The sequence below is a fragment of the Paenibacillus sp. FSL W8-0186 genome, from assembly GCF_037969765.1.
Lineage (GTDB): Bacteria > Bacillota > Bacilli > Paenibacillales > Paenibacillaceae > Fontibacillus > Fontibacillus woosongensis.
Map to the genome: position 1 here is coordinate 5557413 of NZ_CP150207.1, position 19512 is coordinate 5576924.

The window sequence follows — 19512 nt, forward strand, 5'->3', positions numbered from 1 at the left end:
GGTCGAAACATAAACTCATTACGCGTTTATCCTCATCTATTTAAGAAAGGACAGGGCGGGTGCCCCTGTCCTTTCTTTACTTGAATAGGAATTTTACGAAAAGACAGAGTGAGCGAACTCGCACAAAGAACATACTTATAGCCTAGTTCCTCCGGTGGCATCAATAAATTGCCCCGTGATCCATCGCGCCTCCTCAGATGCTAGAAACGCAACTACATCAGCAACGTCCTTAGTGGTGCCAACTCTTCCGAAAGCAGACATTGAAGCTGCTTCAGCATGGGCTTCTGGGTTAGCGAGCCAATCCTTGTTCATATCAGTAGCCGTAATTCCCGGCCTTACTGCGTTAACAGTAATACCTTTTGATGCAAAAAGTGGGGCTAACGCCAAAGTAAGTGTCTCAATGGCCCCCTTGGAAGCCGAATAAATGGAATGCGCTGGACCAGCTACACGAGTAAAACCAGTAGAAATGTTAATAATTCGTCCACCGTTCCGTATAAACGGGCTAGCTGCTTGAGTAAGAAAATATGGAGCTTTAAGATTAACATTAATGACATCTTCAAACGTTTCAATTGACGTTTCTTCAAAAGGAATGGACGGTGCAATACCTGCGTTATTGATTAAGATGTCCAATTGCACAGATCCAATTTCCGAACGAACAGCATCTTCAAATGCAGCCCAAAGCTTTTTTACACCGGAAATGCCAGTGGTTAATTCTGCTTCCAATGCCACAGCCTTTGAACCCAGCGCCTTAATCTCTTCAACAACCTTTAAAGCAGCATCCCTATTACTGGCGTAATGAATGCCTATAAATTCCGCTCCGCCTGCAGCTAATTTTTTGGCTATTTCAGCCCCCATCCCACGGCTTGCCCCTGTAATCAAAGCAACCTCACCACTGAATCTTCCTTCATTTGTCGACATATGATCTACTCCTTATAAGAGAATTTTAATGATATTCTGGCAATAATTTCACCAGCACGGATTTAAAGTTACTTGGCTGGCGGCACCCTCATAATGTAAATAAATATTCACTTAGCCCATAAACGATTTCTACATAAAATGGACCCCCTTAATGATTTTTGAATAAAAAAGAATGAAAAAAACGCTTAGTACGTTCTAGATGTCTGCGAAAGTAAATATCATAACGATCGTTATGTTAAATGATATTATATAAATTGGTTCAAATTGTCAATACCATACCGATCATTATTTTATGTTGTGTTATACATTTCTGTGCACACTGTCATTCGTTCCATAGCAAGAGCTCCAGGCGGCGACACGTTAGGATGATGCAGCGCACTCTGGCGAGATAGGCCCTCAGCGCAGGTCAGGTATGGCGCCTGATACGTAATACCAGATCCAGACGGCCAAGTATTTTGCTAATCGTGCGCTGAGGCAGGTACTAGACCGATGGATTGGCAGCATTCTGTAACGTATGTTATGATAACGTGAAGTATGAAATGAAAATTGGGATAAGAACCGTTTTAATATCGAACGTTATATAAAAGTTGAGGTGATCTGACTGATGGGACGTAACCGTGAATTCGATGTGGATCAGGCATTGGACGCAGCACTTTGCGTGTTTTGGCGCAAAGGCTACGAGGGCGCGTCGTACACTGACCTGACGCAGGCCACGGGTGTCGAACGCCCCGCGCTCTACTCGGCGTTTGGGAACAAGGAGGCGTTGTTCCTCCGAGTTATTGAACGCTATTACGAGCGCTATCATGATTTCTTCCTGGCGGCGCTGGAGCTGCCGACCTCGCGTGAGGTGGTCGCACACATTTTTCGCGGTTCGGCCGAATTGCAGACTCGTTACCCGGATCACAAGGGGTGTCTATATGTCCACGGTGGCTTGGCTGGCTCGGATGATGCCGAACCTATTCGACGTGCACTGATCGATGCGCGTGCGAAAGGCGAGGCTTCGCTGCGTGATCGTTTCGAGCGGGCAAAGCAGGAGGGAGATCTGCCGGAGACCGCGAACTGTGCTGTGCTAGCTGCATTCGTGATGGCCGTGCTCCACGGTATGGCCGTTCAAGCCAAGGCCGGCTTCAGTCGCAATATGCTAGAGGCTGTTGCTGAGCAGGCTCTCTCCTCTTGGCCTACCAGCAATTCGTCCTCCAGAAAGTCATCCTAATACGGACTAGAAACCATTCACTAGCTTAGCAAGGAAATACGAAAAGGCTCCCGGTAAGGGAAGCCTTTTTGTTTTGCTGGGGCCGCCTCATTCTAACCCCATCGCTCCAAAATTTTTTCAATATAACGCATCACTTCCGTAGACATCCCGTACTCGAGGTGACTGACCATCCTCCAGAGCAATGTATTCCCAATACTTATCACCAAGTTGTTCTCGCCATTAAATAACAATGAAGCATACTGTCCTACAGTATACAATCTTAACTCCCGCCCTTTCACGGTTCTGCTTTCTTCCGCCTCGCTCTCTGCCAGAGGTAAAGTGCTCCTACGGCGAGAATTCCGCCCAAGATCACCATTGTAAATAATATAAAAAGGTTGCCAGTACCTTCATAACGCTCAGAATACGTTAACAGACGCAGATCGTTCTGCGCGACCATAAATCTCGATATCTCTAAGTAACCAAGATGAAATCCTATAGATGCCCACAGAGAATCTGTAACACTGCGTAACAGTTGCAGTACTGTTCCGAAGGCAAGCAACAGAATGACATAGTCTGTATTGATCACAACTCCAGGTTCCATGCCAATAAGCTGCTGTAATAAATTTACCGTCACTGGGACAGACACGAACAGCAGGAGTTGTCCTACATAAGCCAAGAAAGCAGGGAGTTTTGCCCGCAAGCCACTATAGACCAAGCCGCGCATAGTCAATTCCTCAGGTAGTGCTTCGTATAGAAAAGCAAAGCATACATTAACAAAAATGCTGAAAAATAGCTGCAACGAGAAATGCCACTCCACAATGTCAATCCATTTCAACTGACTAGCTGCAATAAAACCACAAACTACCAACAATAAAGGAAGCACCGCTCCACCCACCAAATGGAACATACCGGCTCCGGACAGTGGTATCAACCTTAGCTGAATGCGGTAGCGTCTTTGTATCCAGAATACCAAAGAAACAACTATTATTGAGACGACTAAACCTCGGGTTATTTGTGAAACCCAAATTGGGCCGCCCGCTTGTTCTATCTGTTGTCCTATCAAGGTCGCTGTAAAGAGTCCAATTACCATAGACGCCCAGCCTAGAAATACGACGGTTAGCCCTTTACTATAATGTACGTCCTTCTCGAATTCCCTGTTCATCCATTTTTTCATTTGTGATCCCCCCTACACTCTGACTATAAACCCTCCAGTATAGGTCAGTGTCAAGTCATGAATGAGAGATTCTTAAACAAGTATTTGTATTCGCTTTGCTGCAATTGTTGGAGGAAAACGATAATGATACACTGGATTCACTGATGCTGGTTTATTTTTCTAGGAAAGTGGGATGACGATATAAAAAAAATATTATCTTTCATGGATTGGGGTATATTCGCTCTTCGTTTATACCATTATATTTTGCTATTGTTCCGGGTTCTGGCAGGAAGTGAGTTTTCGACCCGAACGTTATTTAACGTAATCTGGCTGAGCATAGCCCTTGTCGTCCCTTTGCTGTTCTGGTTTCCTGGGCGCCGGATGAACAAAGTCTGGTTTTGCATATTGGAGTTGTTGCTTGGCGGTTCTTATTATGTGAATTCTGTCATTCATCCGGATCTGACTTCAAAAGCTGACTACTTATTGCCGAGTCTTACAATGGGGTACTTATTGACTAAGCAAACGCTCTGGATCATTCCCGCAGTTACTTTAATTCCTTTTACCTTTCAGTCTTATTTAAGATTATCTTGGGAACAAACCATTAGTATCGGAACAGACAATCTGTTATTCTGCTTCATCGGCATCTGGGCTAGCTTCGTAGCCAATGCGTATTATCAGAAAAATGAACTGGTTGCCGAAGTGGAACAGCAAAACAAACTGTTAACCCACTACGCAGCTGAGATTGAGAAGATGACTTTGCTTGAAGAACGCAACCGCATGTCCAAGGAGCTTCATGATACGCTGGGTCATTCCTTTATCTCACTCATCCTGAGCCTTGATGCTTCTATTGCCCTTATGGATAGCAAACCTGCCGAGGCCAAAGACCGGTTAATTCGCTTAAGGGCTTTGGCTGAGACAAATCTGGACGATATGAGAAACATTGTACACGAGATGGGAGAAGAAGAGGAATCCAGTCTGATCCGACAGGTTGAATCCCTTGCGGTCCGTTTCCGGGAGCACACGGGTACAGCCCTGACTTTGAGTCTGCCGGAGACAGAGCGGTCCATACGTTTTGAAGTACGGCAAGCGGTCCTACGGGTCATACAGGAGTCTTTTACAAATGCACTAAAACACGGAAAAGCATCTCAACTGCATCTGGAGCTTACATTTTTCGAGAGCCACCTGCAATTGACCGTTCAAAATAACGGCACACCGATCGACAAGCTCCATTATGGTTTCGGCTTGACCACGATGAAACATCGGGTTGAGCGGTTGGGAGGCAGCCTGCACCTATCATCCGGGAAGGGAATTCCGATGATTACCAAGGTTAGATGCGAAATCCCGTTGAAAGGAGTGATGCCGCATGGTGAAGATTAAGGTGCTGCTTGCGGATGATCAAGAGTTAATTCTCGAGAGCTTACACATTGTGCTGTCCATGGAAGAGGATTTGGAAATTGTCGGTTTAGCCAAAAATGGAGAAGAAGCCCTAAAGGGCTGCGAGCAGTTTAAACCGGATATAGTGTTGATGGATGTCAACATGCCCGTCATGGACGGCGTCGCCGCAACGGCCCTGATTAAAGAGCGAATGCCGGCAACCAAAGTCATCATGCTGACCTCCTATAAAGAAGTAGAATATGTGTTAGCGGCGTTAAGCCATGGAGCGGAAGGTTATCTCCTCAAAGCCATTCATCCAAGAGACCTGGCGGCAGGCATACGGGTGGTTCAGGCGGGAGGGACTCTAATCACGCAGGAGATGGCGAGAAAAATGATCAAAAGTATGAACAATGGCCCCGCCACGATAAGTAATGAATACGGGCTGAGCGCTCGTGAAATTGAAGTGCTGCATAAGCTGGCTTCTGGCTTGCGCAATCAAGACATTGCTGAGGCGCTGTTTCTAAGTGAAGGAACGGTTAAAAATTACATCTCAACGATTTATTCGAAGCTTAATGTGAGGGGAAGGCGGGAGGCTATTCGTAAAGCCCGAGATTCAGGATTCATGGATCACTAAGAAGCCGATACCCAAGAAGCTGGCAACTTATAATAGTCGCCAGCTTTTTGAGCATGTTCATATGACCAAATCATGACCAAAGCGTACTTTCTCTTTATGACTTTTTCAGCCTATACTCATGTCTATCAAGTAATAGAGGAGGCTGAGCAGGACATGAAGAAAATGTCTGCACTTAAAGAGAAGCAGCATATTGGTGGGGAAATAAGTAAATGGAATCTATTTTGGCGCTTTCCAATCGTCTGGATGATTGTGGGGACCATCGGCATTATTCTTGCGGATGCTCTATTCCGGCCATTAGCAGAGCAAGCACGGGGAGTTGCTTCTCTTCTTTTGACACTAACGGCTGGGATTGTGGCCATCATCGTCTATAGGCTGACGATGAAATACCTGGCTCGTCGGTCAATTCCTGAGATTACAAGAAAACACGCAGGAATTGAAGCTGGCATGGGACTACTAACTGGAGCCATTTTTATTACAGTGTCCACTTCTATTATTGTTGCTGCGGGAGGTTATTCCTTTCAGTGGGCGAGTACTGCGGACACGGGTTCTGTTCTAATATCCTCAGTTACACCAGCTTTAAGCGCAGCTATTATTGAGGAGCTTATCTTTCGCGGGCTTATGCTTCAAGCAATTAGTAAGTTGGCGGGAAACGGGGTCGCACTTGCTATAACCTCACTATTCTTTGGAGTAGCCCATCTTGGGAATACAGGGGCAACCCTATGGAGCGCGTTTGCCATTACCATAGAAGCAGGTATTCTGCTTGGAGCCGCATTCTTGTGGCGACGGAACCTATGGTTTGCCATGGGGCTGCATTTTGCCTGGAATGCACTTGAGGCTTTACTTGGTATTCCTGTTTCCGGACACTCTTCAGCGGGTCTGTTTACTGTGAAAGTGAACGGTGCAGCCATTCTCACAGGGGGAGATTTTGGACTCGAGGGCTCTATCGTTCCGGTTATGATCAGCCTTCTGATTGCCATTCCCATGCTGATTGGCGCTGCACGGAATCGGGTATCGTCGTCTGAAAAGCCTTATATTTAATATCTCAACTTTCGCACCTCTCGATCAACTACCCGACAATTGTTTTTTCACGTTACATCAAGGCATATCTGCCTATTTCATGTTGCGAAAGTTGAGTTAATAAAACTACTCTTGTTAATGAGGTGAGATTATCAAAAAGGTAAGAAGGATGTTGGTATATTCGGGGGCAGCTATTATATTGCTTGTTGGGTTAGCGTTGTTTTTTCCCACTTGGACTCCCAAGATAGAGGGCAAAAACAGCATAAGCATACTTGAGCAAGTCGAAATTAATGGCACAGGTCATGAACTTCTGATACGAGGTCAGGATAAGAGCAATCCGATTGTTATTTTTGTACACGGAGGTCCGGCGGTTTCAGAAATCCCCTATGCCACCAAGTACCAAGACCTGCTGGAGAAGGACTTTACGGTTGTCCGATATGACCAACGAGCCAGCGGAAAATCTTATCACTTTGGAGAGGACTATTCCAATCTTTCGACGGATCTATTAGTGGAGGATTTATTGATTTTGACGGATTACATTTCGGCTCGTTTGAATCAAGAGAAGGTCATCCTCGTGGGACATTCCTCCGGAACGTATATTGGCATACAGGCGGCACAGCAAGCTCCTGATAAATACGAAGCCTATATTGGCATCGGACAGGTGTCTAGTATTGTTGATAGCGAATGGGATAGTATGAATTATGTGATTGATCAAGCGAAACAAAGCGGTAATACGACCGACGTTCAATATTTGCAAGGGTTAACCGAACAAGTCCGAAACGGCACTGCGTTAGTACCTCGCCAATATGTTCACAAATATGGAGGTGCCGCAAGACTGATCGATGCTGAGGCGGATATGGAACATGGGTTATGGTTTGGACCTGAGTATAACTTATTAGATCGCATCCGTTATAACCGTGGTGCAGCTTACTCACAAGGCATTTTAATTCGGCAAGCCCTTGCAGAGCCTCTGCCTACAATCGTTACGAAACTTGAGATACCAGTATATTTTCTCATGGGACAGTATGATTACATGACTTCCGCAAAATCGGCCAAAGCATACTTCGATCAAATTGAGGCGAGTTCAAAGGAATTTATAATATACGAGCAATCTGCTCATTATCCACAATTTGAAGAGAAAGAGACATTTTCCAAGTGGATGGTGGATTCATTCGTTCAACAATAGTGCGAAAGGTCAGTTTTATGGTTGCAGCAATTTTCCGAAGTGCTACAACTGTTCTATTTGTATAATAATTCAGTATAAAAATCGAAGCCGTTCCTTCCAGGAGCGGCTTTTTATTTGACAAACGGAGCGTGACAGCAACATCCTTCGTCAAATTCAAACTGAGCTTACACCTGGTATCCCGGTGACGATTATATTCGTTCGTCACCGTTCCAAGAAGAACGAATGGCTTGCTATTCTCTCAACCGATCTGACTCTAACCGCCCAGGATATCCTCCGAAATTATCATATGCGCTGGGATATTGAGGTCTTATTCAAGTGCACCAAATCGTTGTTACGCCTCCAGAAAGAGTTTCAGGGCCGGTCGTACGATTTGCTCGTGAGCCATACGACAATTGTTTTTTCACGTTACATCCTGCTTGCTTGGCAGCACCGGCAGAGTACGGATCAGCGATCTTTTGGCGGACTGTTTTATTTGCTTTGCGTTGAAGTTGGTACAATCGATTGGGCAGTTGCTCGTCAGCAATTGGTCGATATGATCAATGAAATTGTTTCGAGAGCTGGTGACAACAATTATTCAACGTCAATTACAGCAATGGATCGCTGGTTTGCCCAATTACATCAAGGCATATCTGCCTATTTCATGTTGCGAAAGTTGAGTTAATATTTTCCGAAACCCTTTTCGCAAGTAATGTCCAACTTGAGAATGTCATACAGGTTTTGCTTGGATTCATCTAATTTTTTTTGAGCAGCTTCAATTTCCGCAATTTTCATTTGTATCAGGCTTACATGCTCTTCCTTCGACATTCCGTTTTTCGAGATCATTGATTTAATATCCTGAAGTGAAAAGCCAACTGCCAAACAATGCTTTACAACATTCAGATGATGAATGATGTCTGTCGCATAAATCCGATAGTTATTTTGATCCCTCAATACATATTCATCCGTGATAATGCCTATTTGCTCATAATAACGGATCGTTGAAATCGGGAGATCCATACTTTTCGCTACTTCACTTATCCTCATGACCATCCCCCAGTCTTAGCGCTTGCTATAAAGTGTACTTTATAGTTTACCATCTTAGTGGTACTGGTGAACAACATCATTTCCAAACTCAACCGAAAAAGGAGAGAAACATGTATGAGCATCCTTACAGGCAACTACCAGAAAACAAACGATTTCAACAAAATTGCACTGGAACGTCGCTCCGTTAAAGTTTACGATCCCGAAGTGAAAATCAGTCGGGAAGAAATGACCGAGATCTTAGCGAAAGCTTCCCGCGCCCCATCTGCCATTAACATGCAACCCTGGCGTTTCCTTGTGATCGATAGCCTCGAAGGCAAAGAAAAACTCGCATCACTGGCCTCCTTCAACCAGACACAGGTTTTGACATCCTCGGCTGTTATTGCGGTGTTTTATGACTCCAACAATATTGAATATATGGACGAAATTTTTAATAAAGCAGTAGAACTTGGCTACATGCCTCAGGACATCAAGGATATGCAATTGCAACAGGCAAGGCCGTATTATGCAAGCCTGACTCCATCCGCCTTGCGCGATATAAACATGTTGGACTCGGGCCTTGTGTCCATGCAACTAATGCTTGTAGCTCGCGCCCACGGCTATGACACCAACCCAATGGCGGGTTATGACAAGGATCGAATCGCGGAGGTCTTTCACTTGGACAAGGAGCGGTTCCAGCCGGTCATGCTGCTTTCGATCGGTAAAGCGAGCAAAGAAGGCTATCCTTCCTACCGATTACCAGTAGATACGATTACCACTTGGGCATGATCGGACTTTTAGCAACGCGAAGTCCTAGTGCTTCGCGGTTTCCTCGAGTATTCATGCCCGCAGAGACAATTCAAACGAATGGCGGCCCTATGGCCGCCAAATGCTTATTTGAATATTATAAAGCATCTTAATAATCGAGCAGACGTCCAAAATCATTCCATTGACCGTACATTTTGTTTGCTCTCGTGTTCGTTATGAATTTATCTAATCTGCTCCTAAACAATTCCGGTTGATTCTTGGCACTTTGTATCGTGTCAATCCGAACCCTTCTATATAGATTCGGAAATGCCCTGAAGTGATCATATACTTGCTGATCCTCTTTTATCCGCTGCTCAATCACCTCATCTATTCTAAATGATCGGGGATCCAGATCAGGCAATACCCTTCTTCCTTCTTCTGTCATCATGCCTAACTTTTCAAGGCGGCGGACGCGTTCTTTGTTCAATTCCGTCCATGAGCTCTTTTTGCTCCTAGGAGAAAGCCTCTGAGCCAACTCTGTTTCGGAAATTTTCTTTTTGACTCCATCGATCCATCCAAAGCACAGCGCTTCCTCAACTGCGTCCAAATATAACACCTTATCTGGAATAGGCCTCATACAAACCAAGACCCAGCATGACTTTTCAGTCCTACCGTTTTCCTGCAGCCAAATCCGAAGATCTTTTCTCGATTTTGCCGGCAGCAACCTTTCAATTTCCATGGCTGCTCAAAATCACTTGATCAAGAAACCTATCGGCGTCACTATTAAACTTCCAGCAAACCCCAAACCTATCCACCAGCATTCCGAAGCAGGATGACCACGGAGTATTGGATAACGGCATGATCACATGACCGTCTGCCGATAGATGATTAAAGTAAATCTCCAGTTTTTGTTTATCCTCATAGACTAAACTGATCCATACATTGTTTCCTTTCATCAACTCACCCGTCACGCTCTTCATGGAAGGCAGCAAATCCGACATCATGATTTTCCCGCCCGCGAATTCGATCGAAGATTCCATAATCATATTCAACTCGGCTTTGGATAGAGGGTAGCTCGGATCTTGCGGGAAGTTCTTGTATCTAACCTTTTTCACTTCAGTTGCCTGTAAGGCCTCTGAATAAAAATCTATCGCTTGTTCCGTAACCCCATCAAAATTCAAATACGCGATCGCTGACATTAAGCAAAACCTCCTTCTTGTGATACATGTAGTATAATGGATAAAAGGTGACAGCTTAGTGTCACCATTCTGAAATCATGTAGAAAAAAGAGGGCAATTATGGATAAAGTGGAGAGACTTATTTCGATTATCATGATCTTGCTGAAAAAAGAGATTGTTTCTGCTAAGGAATTCTCACAACTATTCAATGTTTCCAAACGAACGATCCTTCGCGATATGGAAGTATTGAGCTTATCGAACATCCCAATCTACTCTGTTCATGGGGTGAATGGCGGCTACGGCATCATGGATGAATACAAGGTTGATAAACGGCTGTTAAGCAGCTCCGATTTAGAGAATATATTGACTGCGCTCAGCGGATTGGAACAAATCCTCCTTACGGAAGAAGTTGAAAGAACAATTAAAAAAATAGAGGCCATGGTCAGTCCATTGTCTCTGAATCGTTCCATTCAACTGTCGTTTTATGATTGGGAAGGTCGGTCCGAAATTCTTGAAACCTTAAAGACGTGTCAAGAATCCATTTTAAAGAAAAGGCTACTTTCGTTTGATTATACGGACAAAAACGGGGCTGTAACGAATAGAAGGGTCGAACCCTATGAGCTGCATTTTAGCGAATCGAGTTGGTACTTGAAAGGATTCTGTTTACATCGACAGGGATATCGAACATTCAAATTATCTCGGATTGATCATATTGCTGTAGATGAACATGCGTTTCACCCTAGAGACGATTGGTCAGCGCAAGGACACGAAGTAAGTTATCTACCGCAACTCGTCGCAATTAAGGCATGGATATCGCCAAGCATAAGGGATCAAATCATTGAAAGGTATGGTCGAAGGAGTATTGAAGATCATCGTTCTGGATTTTTATTAGCAACCATTTATGTCCCCCAAAACCCTACGGGATTTCAATTCTTAGCGAGCTTTGGCACTCATCTAAAAGTTGTAGAACCCAAAACTTATGTTGAAGACTTTCGAAATTATTTATATCAAATAATGGAGAACTATTCTTGATAAGGTCTCTTCTTGGCATATATGACCGATTCCACATGTGTGTTCCTAGTAAAATAGTTCGTAGTAAGTAGAGGATTATGGTAGCAATCTAACTTTTTATATCATATGATTCTTCACATACAGTAAGATTTTGCAATAATAAGCTCCATAATATATATCCTATTACACTTTAGGGGAATAAGGCGTACTGCGGATTATTTATATTTTCCGTACGGGAGTTTTTTCGGAATGGAGAGACTATGAAAAAAAAAATTGTCTTTATGATTGCATTACTTATACTGTTCACCGGATTCGCAACACCAAGTTATGCATTATCAGATTCGCAATCTGATTCAATACAAACATTGTTGGATGATGCAAGCCGTATATCAGGTGTACCGGGAATATCAATCTCAATACTTGCGAACAATGAAGTGCTCTTCTTTTCTTCCGGGTACGCAGATCGTGAAAAGGGACTGCCGGCAAGTGAAAATACTCTATATGAGCTGGCTTCGGTAAGTAAAGCTTTTACCGGCATGGGTATTCTGCTGATGGAAGAACAAGGACTGCTGTCAATGTCAGACCCTATACAGAAATATCTGCCTTGGTTTACGTTAAAGTATCAGGGGAAACACGTTGATATGCAAAGTATTACGCTCAATAACTTTTTACACCATACTAGCGGCTTAACAAATGGCAGTCACAGTCAAAACATTCCACAAGGCAATACGCCGGATATGTTGCAAAAAACCGTAGAAATGCTCGTAGATTCTGAATTGTCGTTCTATCCTGGTGAGCAGTATAATTACGGAACTGTTAATTATGACGTATTAGGTCTAGTTATTGAGATTGTGTCGGGACAAAGCTATGAAGACTTTATGAGGGAACAGGTATTTCAGCCGTTGGGTCTTCACCAGACGTATGTTTATAAAGAAGATGCTCAAGCCACCGGACAGTTGGCACAGGGCTACCGTTCTTCCTTTTTTATGACAACTCCGTATAACGCGCCAGATTATTCCGGGAACAAACCCGCAGGCTACATCATTTCTAGTACAAAAGATATGGCGCGTTGGATGGGCATACAGATGGGTATTGTGCAGGACATACCCGAAATATTCCATACGGTTATCGAAAAATCACATCAAGCTGATATGTCTGTTCCGGCTGTCAACGAAATGTATTATGCGGCGGGCTGGTCGGTAAACGCCAACCAAACGATTATAGAGCACCCAGGGGGCAATCCCAATTTCGGAACCGAAGTGGTCATACTGCCAAATGAACGAATAGCCATCTGTTTGCTGACCAACGGCGCAAATATCAATAGAAGCATGGTACTAAAAATTAAAGATATATTAGACGGCAATCTGACGCAGTCATATAGAATAAGCGGCACACAGCTTTTGGATATCATTTTGTCGTCTACCACAATTATTCTTTGCCTATTGGCTGTTCTGTTCTTTCTCCTAGGATTACGCAAAAGGAAAACGAATGAGCGGCAGCCTATGACAAAAAGGCGAATAATCGTAACAGCTATTTTGCTGGTTGCTACGATTGTCCAGTTTATAATGTGCTGTGCATTAGATTGGTCAACGATACTTGTTTGGCGAACATATAGTGTTCTTACAGCTTTGATTTCGTCGGCATTATTAACAGCAAGCATTACATGGTTTGTATACACTCACCGATATAATGCCTCGCTCCGAAAATAAGCATTTCATTCGTTCGCTTATTGAAAAAACGCGAAGATTTCTTTTAATGAGTGAACAAATATCAGCAAAAAGGAAGTGCCAGGCACCCCCTATTTTTCGCCGTCACTTATGGTACGGTTTACCGCGCTGTCTGTAACGGCGAATTTTCTATGTTTCATCCCCTTGAAAGACAGACTCCTATTAAAGTGTACCGGTAGACAAAGGAAGGATTTGCAACTGTACTCTTGTTTTCGAGAGGTTTGTTAATATATCAGATATTAACAAAGTATTCTTAATCGCTGGACAAGCGGCTCGGTTAGTAATTTGTCAGCCCTTCGCACAAGGTCCACAGTTTCTTTCCCGCTCCATCCTCAAACTTGGTATGAATCGGTACGATCTGCTTCTTATCATCGAAGAACACGCCATTTGCGCGCTCTATTTCTTTCGCAGACGCCAGATAAACCCCGATCTCGCATTTCTGCTTTGCACTTGCGTTCATGAGAGGTGCAGCGACCCTCAAATACCAAGGCGCGTTCCTCGCAAGATTGGATTTCACAAATCCCGGGTAAAAAGCATTGGAGGTCACTCCCGTTCCTTCCAAACGCTTTGCCAATTCGAAAGCAAATAATGTCCTGGCGAACAGCGACTGGCTGGTTGCACGCATCGTGTTATACTGGTGCTCCATTTGAATATCATCGAAGTTAATGATGGGATTCTTCATAAATCTAGGGTTACCCGACACTGTGATGACGCGCGCAGGACCGCTTTCTTGGAGAATGTCGAGCAACTGGTTAGTCAGCAGATAATGACTATGCACATTGACCGCGAACATACGATCAATCCCCTCAGCCGTCAATTCCTTCTTAAAATAGACTGCACCACAAGCATTTATAAGCACGTGCAATTGATCATACTTCCGCTTGTATACGTCGCTGACTTCCCGGATCGATGACTGTAGGGAAAGATCTGCCGCCACCCACTCTCCCCTGTTGTTGCCTGTGGCTTCCGAAATATCCTTTAATGCAGCTTGCCCACGCTCCGCACTTCTGCTGATGATCACGACCTTGGCGCCAAGTCTGGCTAGTCCCGTTGCGATTGCTTTTCCTACTCCGGATGTTCCCCCAGAAATTAAAAATACTCTGTTTTCAATATCCGTCCGTGTTTCGTTCATCGTCTCCCCCTTATATGCAACAGTAAAAACCTTCGCGAACCTACAAGTTTGACTCTGCCTAGGTGGTAATAGGTGGCTCATTCCGGCGAAGACGGTTAGCAGTGTGTTCGTGGAAGCCTAGTCGTGTCCGTCAGCGATAAGTAGTAACGATTAGTATGGCTAAGTGAGCCGAGTACTGTTATTTTCATTGTGTATTCACCCTCTTTTTGATAAAATAGTGTCATAAACTGACATTTGAAATTATTGTATACCTGCGGGTTTTTTATTGTCAAGAAAAAATGTCAGAGACTGACTATTTAATTTTTATTCCATTAACCACATAAATAGGAATGATGAAAATGAAAATGAAAAGCAAAGAAAAATTACAGGCGGCGGCCGTTAAATTATTTATGGAAAAGGGCTATGAAAACACGACTGTACAGGAGATTGCGAGTCTTGCGGGGGTGACGGAGCGAACTTTTTTCCGTCAGTTCAAGGACAAGTCGGACGTGCTTTTTGACACGAACAATGAGCTGGGGCAGTGGGTCGCGGCTTTTATCACTGACAATTTAAACATTGAGACAAAACCGCTGAAGCTAGCGGTTGAAGGCTTTGTATCGAATTCCGAGTTTTTCGAAAGCTCGCGAGAGAGGGTACTAGCCCGGAATCAAATTATTCAAAGCAACTCTGATCTGCAGGAACGAGAGCTATTGAAGGGGCAAGTGCTCATTGCGTCTATCACAAGCTCGTTATCTGCCAAATATGATAGCAATCTGTCGGAGCTGGCCGCGCGATTTGCAGTCGAAATTTTTCACATGGCATATAATAAATGGATGACAAACGCTGAGATAAGCCTTGCGGAGCAGCTGCTCGCCGTTTATGAGTTGTATGAGAACTCGTTTTGTTGCGTGGATTGAAACAGCAACAATTTCGGCGTCACTTATGATACGGTTCACAATATTTGATCGATGAACTTCAAATATTGTGAATCCCCATATCCTAATGCTGGAAAAACCTCGAATAATCGCTTAAGCAATTCGGTCGAAGGTAAATGTTTATGATTTATAATATATTTTCTGACCCTATTATTTTCTGTCTGCATTTCTAAGAATAACTCTATAGCCTGATACATCACTCGTGGTACTTCTTTCGTTAGTTTCATATGATGGACTAATACTTCCTTATAGACGGAACCATAGTTGCCTAAAGTAAGCTCCGTTTGACTTACTTTAAATTCATCCTCTCTAAAGCTATTAAGGAAAACTTGACCTTTATACTGAGACTGTTCAAGATAGGCAAGGATCGTTAGAAGATTCATCTGACAAAACATATCCTCCCCAAACCATAAAACAATATAATCATAGCTTTTCTCAAACAGATGATTTAAGGGCGTTATTACCTTGTTCCTGTAACTTTCTTCAGACTCACCATGTCCTGCCGCTCTTGTTTGAATAAATGCATAATCGAAAATAGATGCCGTCGTCGCATTTACACACATTGCTTCATTGAACGGTGCATAATCAGCATCTCCCATAAGCTTGTTATTTTTAAACTCCTCATACATTACTTGACCATTGAGTATGTTCAGTACATTTTGGTCAAATAATTCTCTTCTCCTATTTTTTAATTGTTCGATCTCAGTTTCTCTAGACATATTCATTCTACAATCATCCCCCCTGATTAATAATGAGTTTAGCAAATTCTCTTGGAATAAACCAAAACCTGTTTTAAAAGCCCTGCTGTAGGCTGTGACTAGTTTATATAGCCGTATATCCACCATCCACCAGCAAACTGGCTCCTGTAATATATGAGGCATCCCTGCTTGCTAAAAATAAAACCGCCCTCCCTACCTCTTCAGCTGTACCCAGTCTTCCTATCGGATGTTGTGCCTGCAAATACCGTAGCATTTCTTCTGGTAATCCGCTGATTAGAGATGTCTCAATATAACCTGGGCAAACCGTATTTACGCGTATGCCTTCAGCTGCATACGCCGCTGCCGATGATCTTGTCAGCATATGGACGCCCCCCTTAGCTGAAGCATACGCCGATACACGCGCTTTCCCAACGAAACTATGAACAGACCCGCAATTGACAATCGCCCCTCCATCGCCCTGAGCCAGCATTTGCTTGATCGCATGTTTGTTGCACAGGAATACACCTGATAAATTCACCTCGATGGTTTTTTGCCAAACCTCATAATCAACTTGGTCTGTCGGTCCATCACTTGCCACTCCTGCATTGGCAAAAAGCACATCCAGCCTACCGTACCGGCCAACCGTAGTTTCCACCATTTGCATGACCGACTCTTCACTAGTAACATCCGTTTGTATAAAAAAACTATCCAGACCTATTCCATCGATCTCTCGAGCCACTTCCTTGCCCCTCTCAGAATAATCGGCAATGACCACCTTGGCTCCTTCTTCTGCGAACAATCGTGCTGTGGCCTCTCCAATTCCGCCTGCTCCTCCTGTTACAATAACAACTTTGTCCTGAAATCTTTTCATATTCAAGGCTCCTCTCTAATTAATCTAACTAGTTATTTATATTTAAAGATTTAAAAGCCCCCGTTCTACAACGCGGATGGCTCCATCAATCCATAAACAACGATAAGGACTAACTGTTCTTTGTATTGTTCCAGTGATATCATTGATTGACTTCCTTCGGGCAACATTTCGCTAATCCGGCGATAGGATTGTACAAATGGAATGACTAGATTCATGAGTACAATCGGCACCATGATCGGTTCAATATCCTTGCGCAACAAACCGTTTTCTTTTGCAGATTCGGCAAGTTGGCGAAACAGGATAATATCGTCAGGCGAGTATGCAATAGATTTCCACACTCTCCATTCCTCCGCAGCTTCCCATAAATAAATTTTTAAATATCTTGGGTGATCCAATAAAAATTGAAACGAGTTCCGTATGACGTCTCCAAGCATCTGTCGAAATTTTGACGGATCTGATGTCGTTGTCGGGTCTGCTAAGGAGTCACCTAACAAACCTTCAAAAACGGTATTACCTATCCGATCAGCCCGTTCAATCACACCGGTGTATAACCCCAACTTGTCATTAAAATACTGATATATAAGGCTTTTGTTGTATCCAGACAAGCTTGCTATCGCATCAATACGAGTAGCGGCATACCCATATTCTGCAAACATATTCTCTGCAGCGTCAAGAATCATTTCTTTTGTTCTGGCTGCATCATAGGTCCTTTTCTTTTTTTGCATGATGGTGAACATCTCCATTTATTTTATAACTAACTAGTTAGATTATGAATTGGTACAATTCATTTGTCAAGTGTAAAAGGGCTATCGGCCACAACTGTGCTTTGAAGTGTACCGCGCTAATCGACTCAGCCAGACCTTGAAAAAAGGCCCACTCCATCTTTAGCAAAGTGGAAAAAGCCTTCTAAGTGTGTGGCGGCCCCTTTTTCTGCCCAATATCCTCCTTTGCGGCACATATTCGGCTTCGACATCGTCGATCCGGAAATCGTTCGTCTAGTTCGACAAGTTCAGCCATTCGGGCACGATGGCCAACAATCGATCTGTTTTGTTCATTGACTACCTCCCTTGAAACGATACAGTTTCAATTTCCCAACACCCCAATTTTTCGCCGTCACTTATGGTACGGTTCACCGATCGTCTATAGAGCGAAATCGAAAGGCACCCGAGTTGGGTGCCTTTCACTGCCTTAGAATATTCAATATATACCGCTGACCTACCTGTCGTTCCATCAAATAAAATATATAATCGGTTGGGACCCGGCATATCCTTGCTGCCTCAGCATCGCGGTCACATTGCCCCTGTGATACGTCCTGTGGTTGACCACATGCCGCAGGATGTCGGAGAAATGCGTATCAAGACAACCGTACTTCGGATGCTCAATCGTCATTGTCTTGTCCGGGTCAGGCGTCCGCCCCAGCAAATCACGGAACTGTTCGGCGGCGCCTGAGAACAATCGACGCATCTCGTCAACGGTTCTGCCCTGCGCTTCCTCCGCCCAGCCCGGCATCTTCAGAACAATATCCTTGTTCGGAACTCCCGCTAGCACAGACATTATAGAGCTGTTCGAACAATTACATGTGCCCAAATGTTTGTGATACGGACGGAAACACGCTCGTTACTTCCACATGGAACACATCCTCTGGAAGCTGCTCCAGGTGAGCGAATACTCGGTCGTTTGGCTACCACTGACGCAGCCTTGTCTCTACCGTGTACCAGGTTCGCTGACAACCATTGTCAGTGAAGTTCAATCGGAATCTTCGTCATAATGTTTGGCGATCCCATATGCCACTTCCTGGATCCGACGCTTCAGCTCCAGTGGCTCCCGAATGCGAATGGCTGTGCCGAATGTCATTAGATACATCGGAAGGTGCTTGTTCATCGTCGGGACGTCGAGTAGAAACCGCACCTCTCGATCGGTCCGTTCCGTCAAATAGTGGCGCATATGCCAGTGGCGGCAAACCGCGTTCAGCGTGTCTGGCTCTCCCTCAATGCGGATGACCGTCAGTGGTCCGTCTGCCTCCCGTTCTCGCTCGGACTGGTCGCGGAAATAGATGGCCGCGGAGAAACGCTCCGGCTTTTCGAACCGCGCTTCAGTCGGCTCCAGCCGCGTGATGCGGTCCACGCGGAACGTCCGTACCGCCTGCGACCGATGGCAGAACGCGACAGCGTACCATTCGTTTCGGTCGTAAGCCAACCCGTACGGATCAACTTCTCGTCCGTCGTCCTGCTCCGCATTCGCTTTGCGATAGGTGATGCGAACCGTTAGCCCGTCCTTCGCCGCCTGTTCTAGGTCACGTAATAACGGAACGACGGAGGGTAGACGCGACGGAGAGATCACATCCAAGCCATTCGACTGATGGGACAGATCGTGGCGCTGCTCTTCATGCAGCCCGTTCTCCACCTTCTTCAGCGCGCTTTCCAGCTCCTCTGTATATGGATAACCAGCGCCTTGCGCAAATTTAAACGCATCCACGAGCGCCTTCACCTCTAAGGAGTTGAAGAACAATGGCGTCTCCTTGAAGCTTTCCAAAATACGAATGCCACCGTCATGGCCCGATTCCGCAACGACCGGCACACCACTGGCGCATAATGCGTCGATATATCGGTACACGGTGCGAACGCTGATCTCCAAACTGTCCGCGATCTGTGTGGCGGTGAGCTTCTTTCCGGTTCTAAGTATCCAAAGCATCGAAAGCATATTATCCCATTTCGCTATCGGAAGCACCCTCTTTTTCTCAAGAAAATGAAACTGATTTGAG

The 19512-nt window shown here is 44.5% G+C and carries 20 protein-coding genes and 1 pseudogene; 10 read left to right on the forward strand and 11 right to left on the reverse strand.

Annotation, left to right across the window (positions count from 1 at the left end; translation table 11 throughout):
• Positions 1-135: 135 nt before the first annotated feature.
• On the reverse strand, positions 136-918 hold the full coding sequence (locus MKX50_RS24910) for an SDR family oxidoreductase (RefSeq protein ID WP_213591672.1): 783 nt from the start codon (positions 916-918) through the stop codon (positions 136-138).
• Positions 919-1522: 604 nt separating this feature from the next.
• On the opposite strand from MKX50_RS24910, the gene MKX50_RS24915 reads away from it, so the two are divergent.
• The gene (locus tag MKX50_RS24915) at positions 1523-2131 is read left to right on the forward strand and encodes a TetR/AcrR family transcriptional regulator (protein ID WP_213591674.1); all 609 of its coding nucleotides are present in this window, start codon (positions 1523-1525) and stop codon (positions 2129-2131) included.
• 274 nt (positions 2132-2405) lie between these two features.
• Here the strand turns inward: MKX50_RS24915 and MKX50_RS24920 are convergent, their stop codons facing one another.
• Positions 2406-3284 carry a CPBP family glutamic-type intramembrane protease gene (locus MKX50_RS24920; RefSeq protein WP_339158054.1) on the reverse strand — a complete coding sequence of 293 codons (879 nt, stop codon included), beginning with the start codon at positions 3282-3284 and terminating at the stop codon, positions 2406-2408.
• Between the two features lie 201 nt (positions 3285-3485).
• Between MKX50_RS24920 and MKX50_RS24925 the strand changes: the two genes are divergently transcribed.
• The 5 genes and pseudogenes from MKX50_RS24925 to MKX50_RS24945 all read left to right on the forward strand — a co-directional run.
• A complete protein-coding gene (locus MKX50_RS24925) occupies positions 3486-4640 on the forward strand; it encodes a sensor histidine kinase (protein ID WP_213591678.1) in 1155 nt (384 codons plus the stop codon).
• On the forward strand, positions 4627-5271 hold the full coding sequence (locus MKX50_RS24930; protein ID WP_339158055.1) for a response regulator transcription factor: 645 nt from the start codon (positions 4627-4629) through the stop codon (positions 5269-5271). The genes MKX50_RS24925 and MKX50_RS24930 overlap by 14 nt, the downstream gene beginning before the upstream one ends.
• Positions 5272-5343: 72 nt before the next feature.
• Complete coding sequence (locus MKX50_RS24935) at positions 5344-6309, forward strand: type II CAAX endopeptidase family protein (protein WP_339158056.1); 966 nt, start codon at positions 5344-5346, stop codon at positions 6307-6309.
• 130 nt (positions 6310-6439) lie between these two features.
• The gene (locus MKX50_RS24940; protein ID WP_213591855.1) at positions 6440-7474 is read left to right on the forward strand and encodes an alpha/beta hydrolase; all 1035 of its coding nucleotides are present in this window, start codon (positions 6440-6442) and stop codon (positions 7472-7474) included.
• A gap of 139 nt (positions 7475-7613) precedes the next feature.
• Positions 7614-8130 (forward strand): annotated as a pseudogene (locus MKX50_RS24945) (IS4 family transposase); the annotation flags it as partial.
• A 1-nt stretch (position 8131) separates the two neighbouring features.
• Here MKX50_RS24945 and MKX50_RS24950 read toward each other — a convergent pair.
• Positions 8132-8497, reverse strand: a complete 366-nt coding sequence (locus MKX50_RS24950; protein ID WP_244996456.1) for a MerR family transcriptional regulator — start codon at positions 8495-8497, stop codon at positions 8132-8134.
• 114 nt (positions 8498-8611) lie between these two features.
• On the opposite strand from MKX50_RS24950, the gene MKX50_RS24955 reads away from it, so the two are divergent.
• Positions 8612-9262 carry a nitroreductase family protein gene (locus MKX50_RS24955; protein WP_339158057.1) on the forward strand — a complete coding sequence of 217 codons (651 nt, stop codon included), beginning with the start codon at positions 8612-8614 and terminating at the stop codon, positions 9260-9262.
• 127 nt (positions 9263-9389) lie between these two features.
• Here the strand turns inward: MKX50_RS24955 and MKX50_RS24960 are convergent, their stop codons facing one another.
• Together MKX50_RS24960 and MKX50_RS24965 are read right to left on the reverse strand one after the other, a co-directional pair.
• Positions 9390-9959 carry a YdeI/OmpD-associated family protein gene (locus MKX50_RS24960; protein ID WP_213591689.1) on the reverse strand — a complete coding sequence of 190 codons (570 nt, stop codon included), beginning with the start codon at positions 9957-9959 and terminating at the stop codon, positions 9390-9392.
• The gene (locus MKX50_RS24965; protein WP_213591691.1) at positions 9949-10419 is read right to left on the reverse strand and encodes a VOC family protein; all 471 of its coding nucleotides are present in this window, start codon (positions 10417-10419) and stop codon (positions 9949-9951) included. The genes MKX50_RS24960 and MKX50_RS24965 overlap by 11 nt, the downstream gene beginning before the upstream one ends.
• Positions 10420-10518: 99 nt before the next feature.
• Between MKX50_RS24965 and MKX50_RS24970 the strand changes: the two genes are divergently transcribed.
• Both MKX50_RS24970 and MKX50_RS24975 read left to right on the forward strand, forming a co-directional pair.
• Positions 10519-11430 carry a YafY family protein gene (locus MKX50_RS24970; protein ID WP_213591693.1) on the forward strand — a complete coding sequence of 304 codons (912 nt, stop codon included), beginning with the start codon at positions 10519-10521 and terminating at the stop codon, positions 11428-11430.
• A gap of 239 nt (positions 11431-11669) precedes the next feature.
• Positions 11670-13118 (forward strand): serine hydrolase domain-containing protein, encoded by a 1449-nt coding sequence (locus tag MKX50_RS24975; RefSeq protein ID WP_213591695.1) that lies wholly within the window; start codon positions 11670-11672, stop codon positions 13116-13118.
• 295 nt (positions 13119-13413) lie between these two features.
• Here MKX50_RS24975 and MKX50_RS24980 read toward each other — a convergent pair whose 3' ends face one another.
• Positions 13414-14268: an SDR family NAD(P)-dependent oxidoreductase gene (locus MKX50_RS24980; RefSeq protein WP_213591696.1), complete on the reverse strand. Its 855-nt coding sequence runs from the start codon at positions 14266-14268 to the stop codon at positions 13414-13416.
• 338 nt (positions 14269-14606) lie between these two features.
• Between MKX50_RS24980 and MKX50_RS24985 the strand changes: the two genes are divergently transcribed.
• Entirely contained in the window at positions 14607-15164 is a 558-nt protein-coding gene (locus tag MKX50_RS24985) for a TetR/AcrR family transcriptional regulator (RefSeq protein ID WP_244996458.1), read from the forward strand.
• Positions 15165-15199: 35 nt separating this feature from the next.
• Here the strand turns inward: MKX50_RS24985 and MKX50_RS24990 are convergent, their stop codons facing one another.
• The 5 genes from MKX50_RS24990 to MKX50_RS25010 form a co-directional block, all read right to left on the reverse strand.
• Positions 15200-16027, reverse strand: coding sequence for an AraC family transcriptional regulator (locus MKX50_RS24990; RefSeq protein WP_213591698.1), 828 nt, complete (start codon positions 16025-16027; stop codon positions 15200-15202).
• Entirely contained in the window at positions 16005-16751 is a 747-nt protein-coding gene (locus MKX50_RS24995; RefSeq protein WP_339158058.1) for an SDR family oxidoreductase, read from the reverse strand. Before MKX50_RS24995 ends, MKX50_RS24990 begins: the two co-directional genes overlap by 23 nt.
• 65 nt (positions 16752-16816) lie before the next feature.
• The gene (locus tag MKX50_RS25000; RefSeq protein WP_213591702.1) at positions 16817-17476 is read right to left on the reverse strand and encodes a TetR/AcrR family transcriptional regulator; all 660 of its coding nucleotides are present in this window, start codon (positions 17474-17476) and stop codon (positions 16817-16819) included.
• 505 nt (positions 17477-17981) lie between these two features.
• Positions 17982-18305: a DinB family protein gene (locus tag MKX50_RS25005; protein ID WP_339158059.1), complete on the reverse strand. Its 324-nt coding sequence runs from the start codon at positions 18303-18305 to the stop codon at positions 17982-17984.
• 192 nt (positions 18306-18497) lie between these two features.
• On the reverse strand, positions 18498-19442 hold the full coding sequence (locus MKX50_RS25010; RefSeq protein WP_244996460.1) for a YafY family protein: 945 nt from the start codon (positions 19440-19442) through the stop codon (positions 18498-18500).
• Positions 19443-19512: the final 70 nt, after the last annotated feature.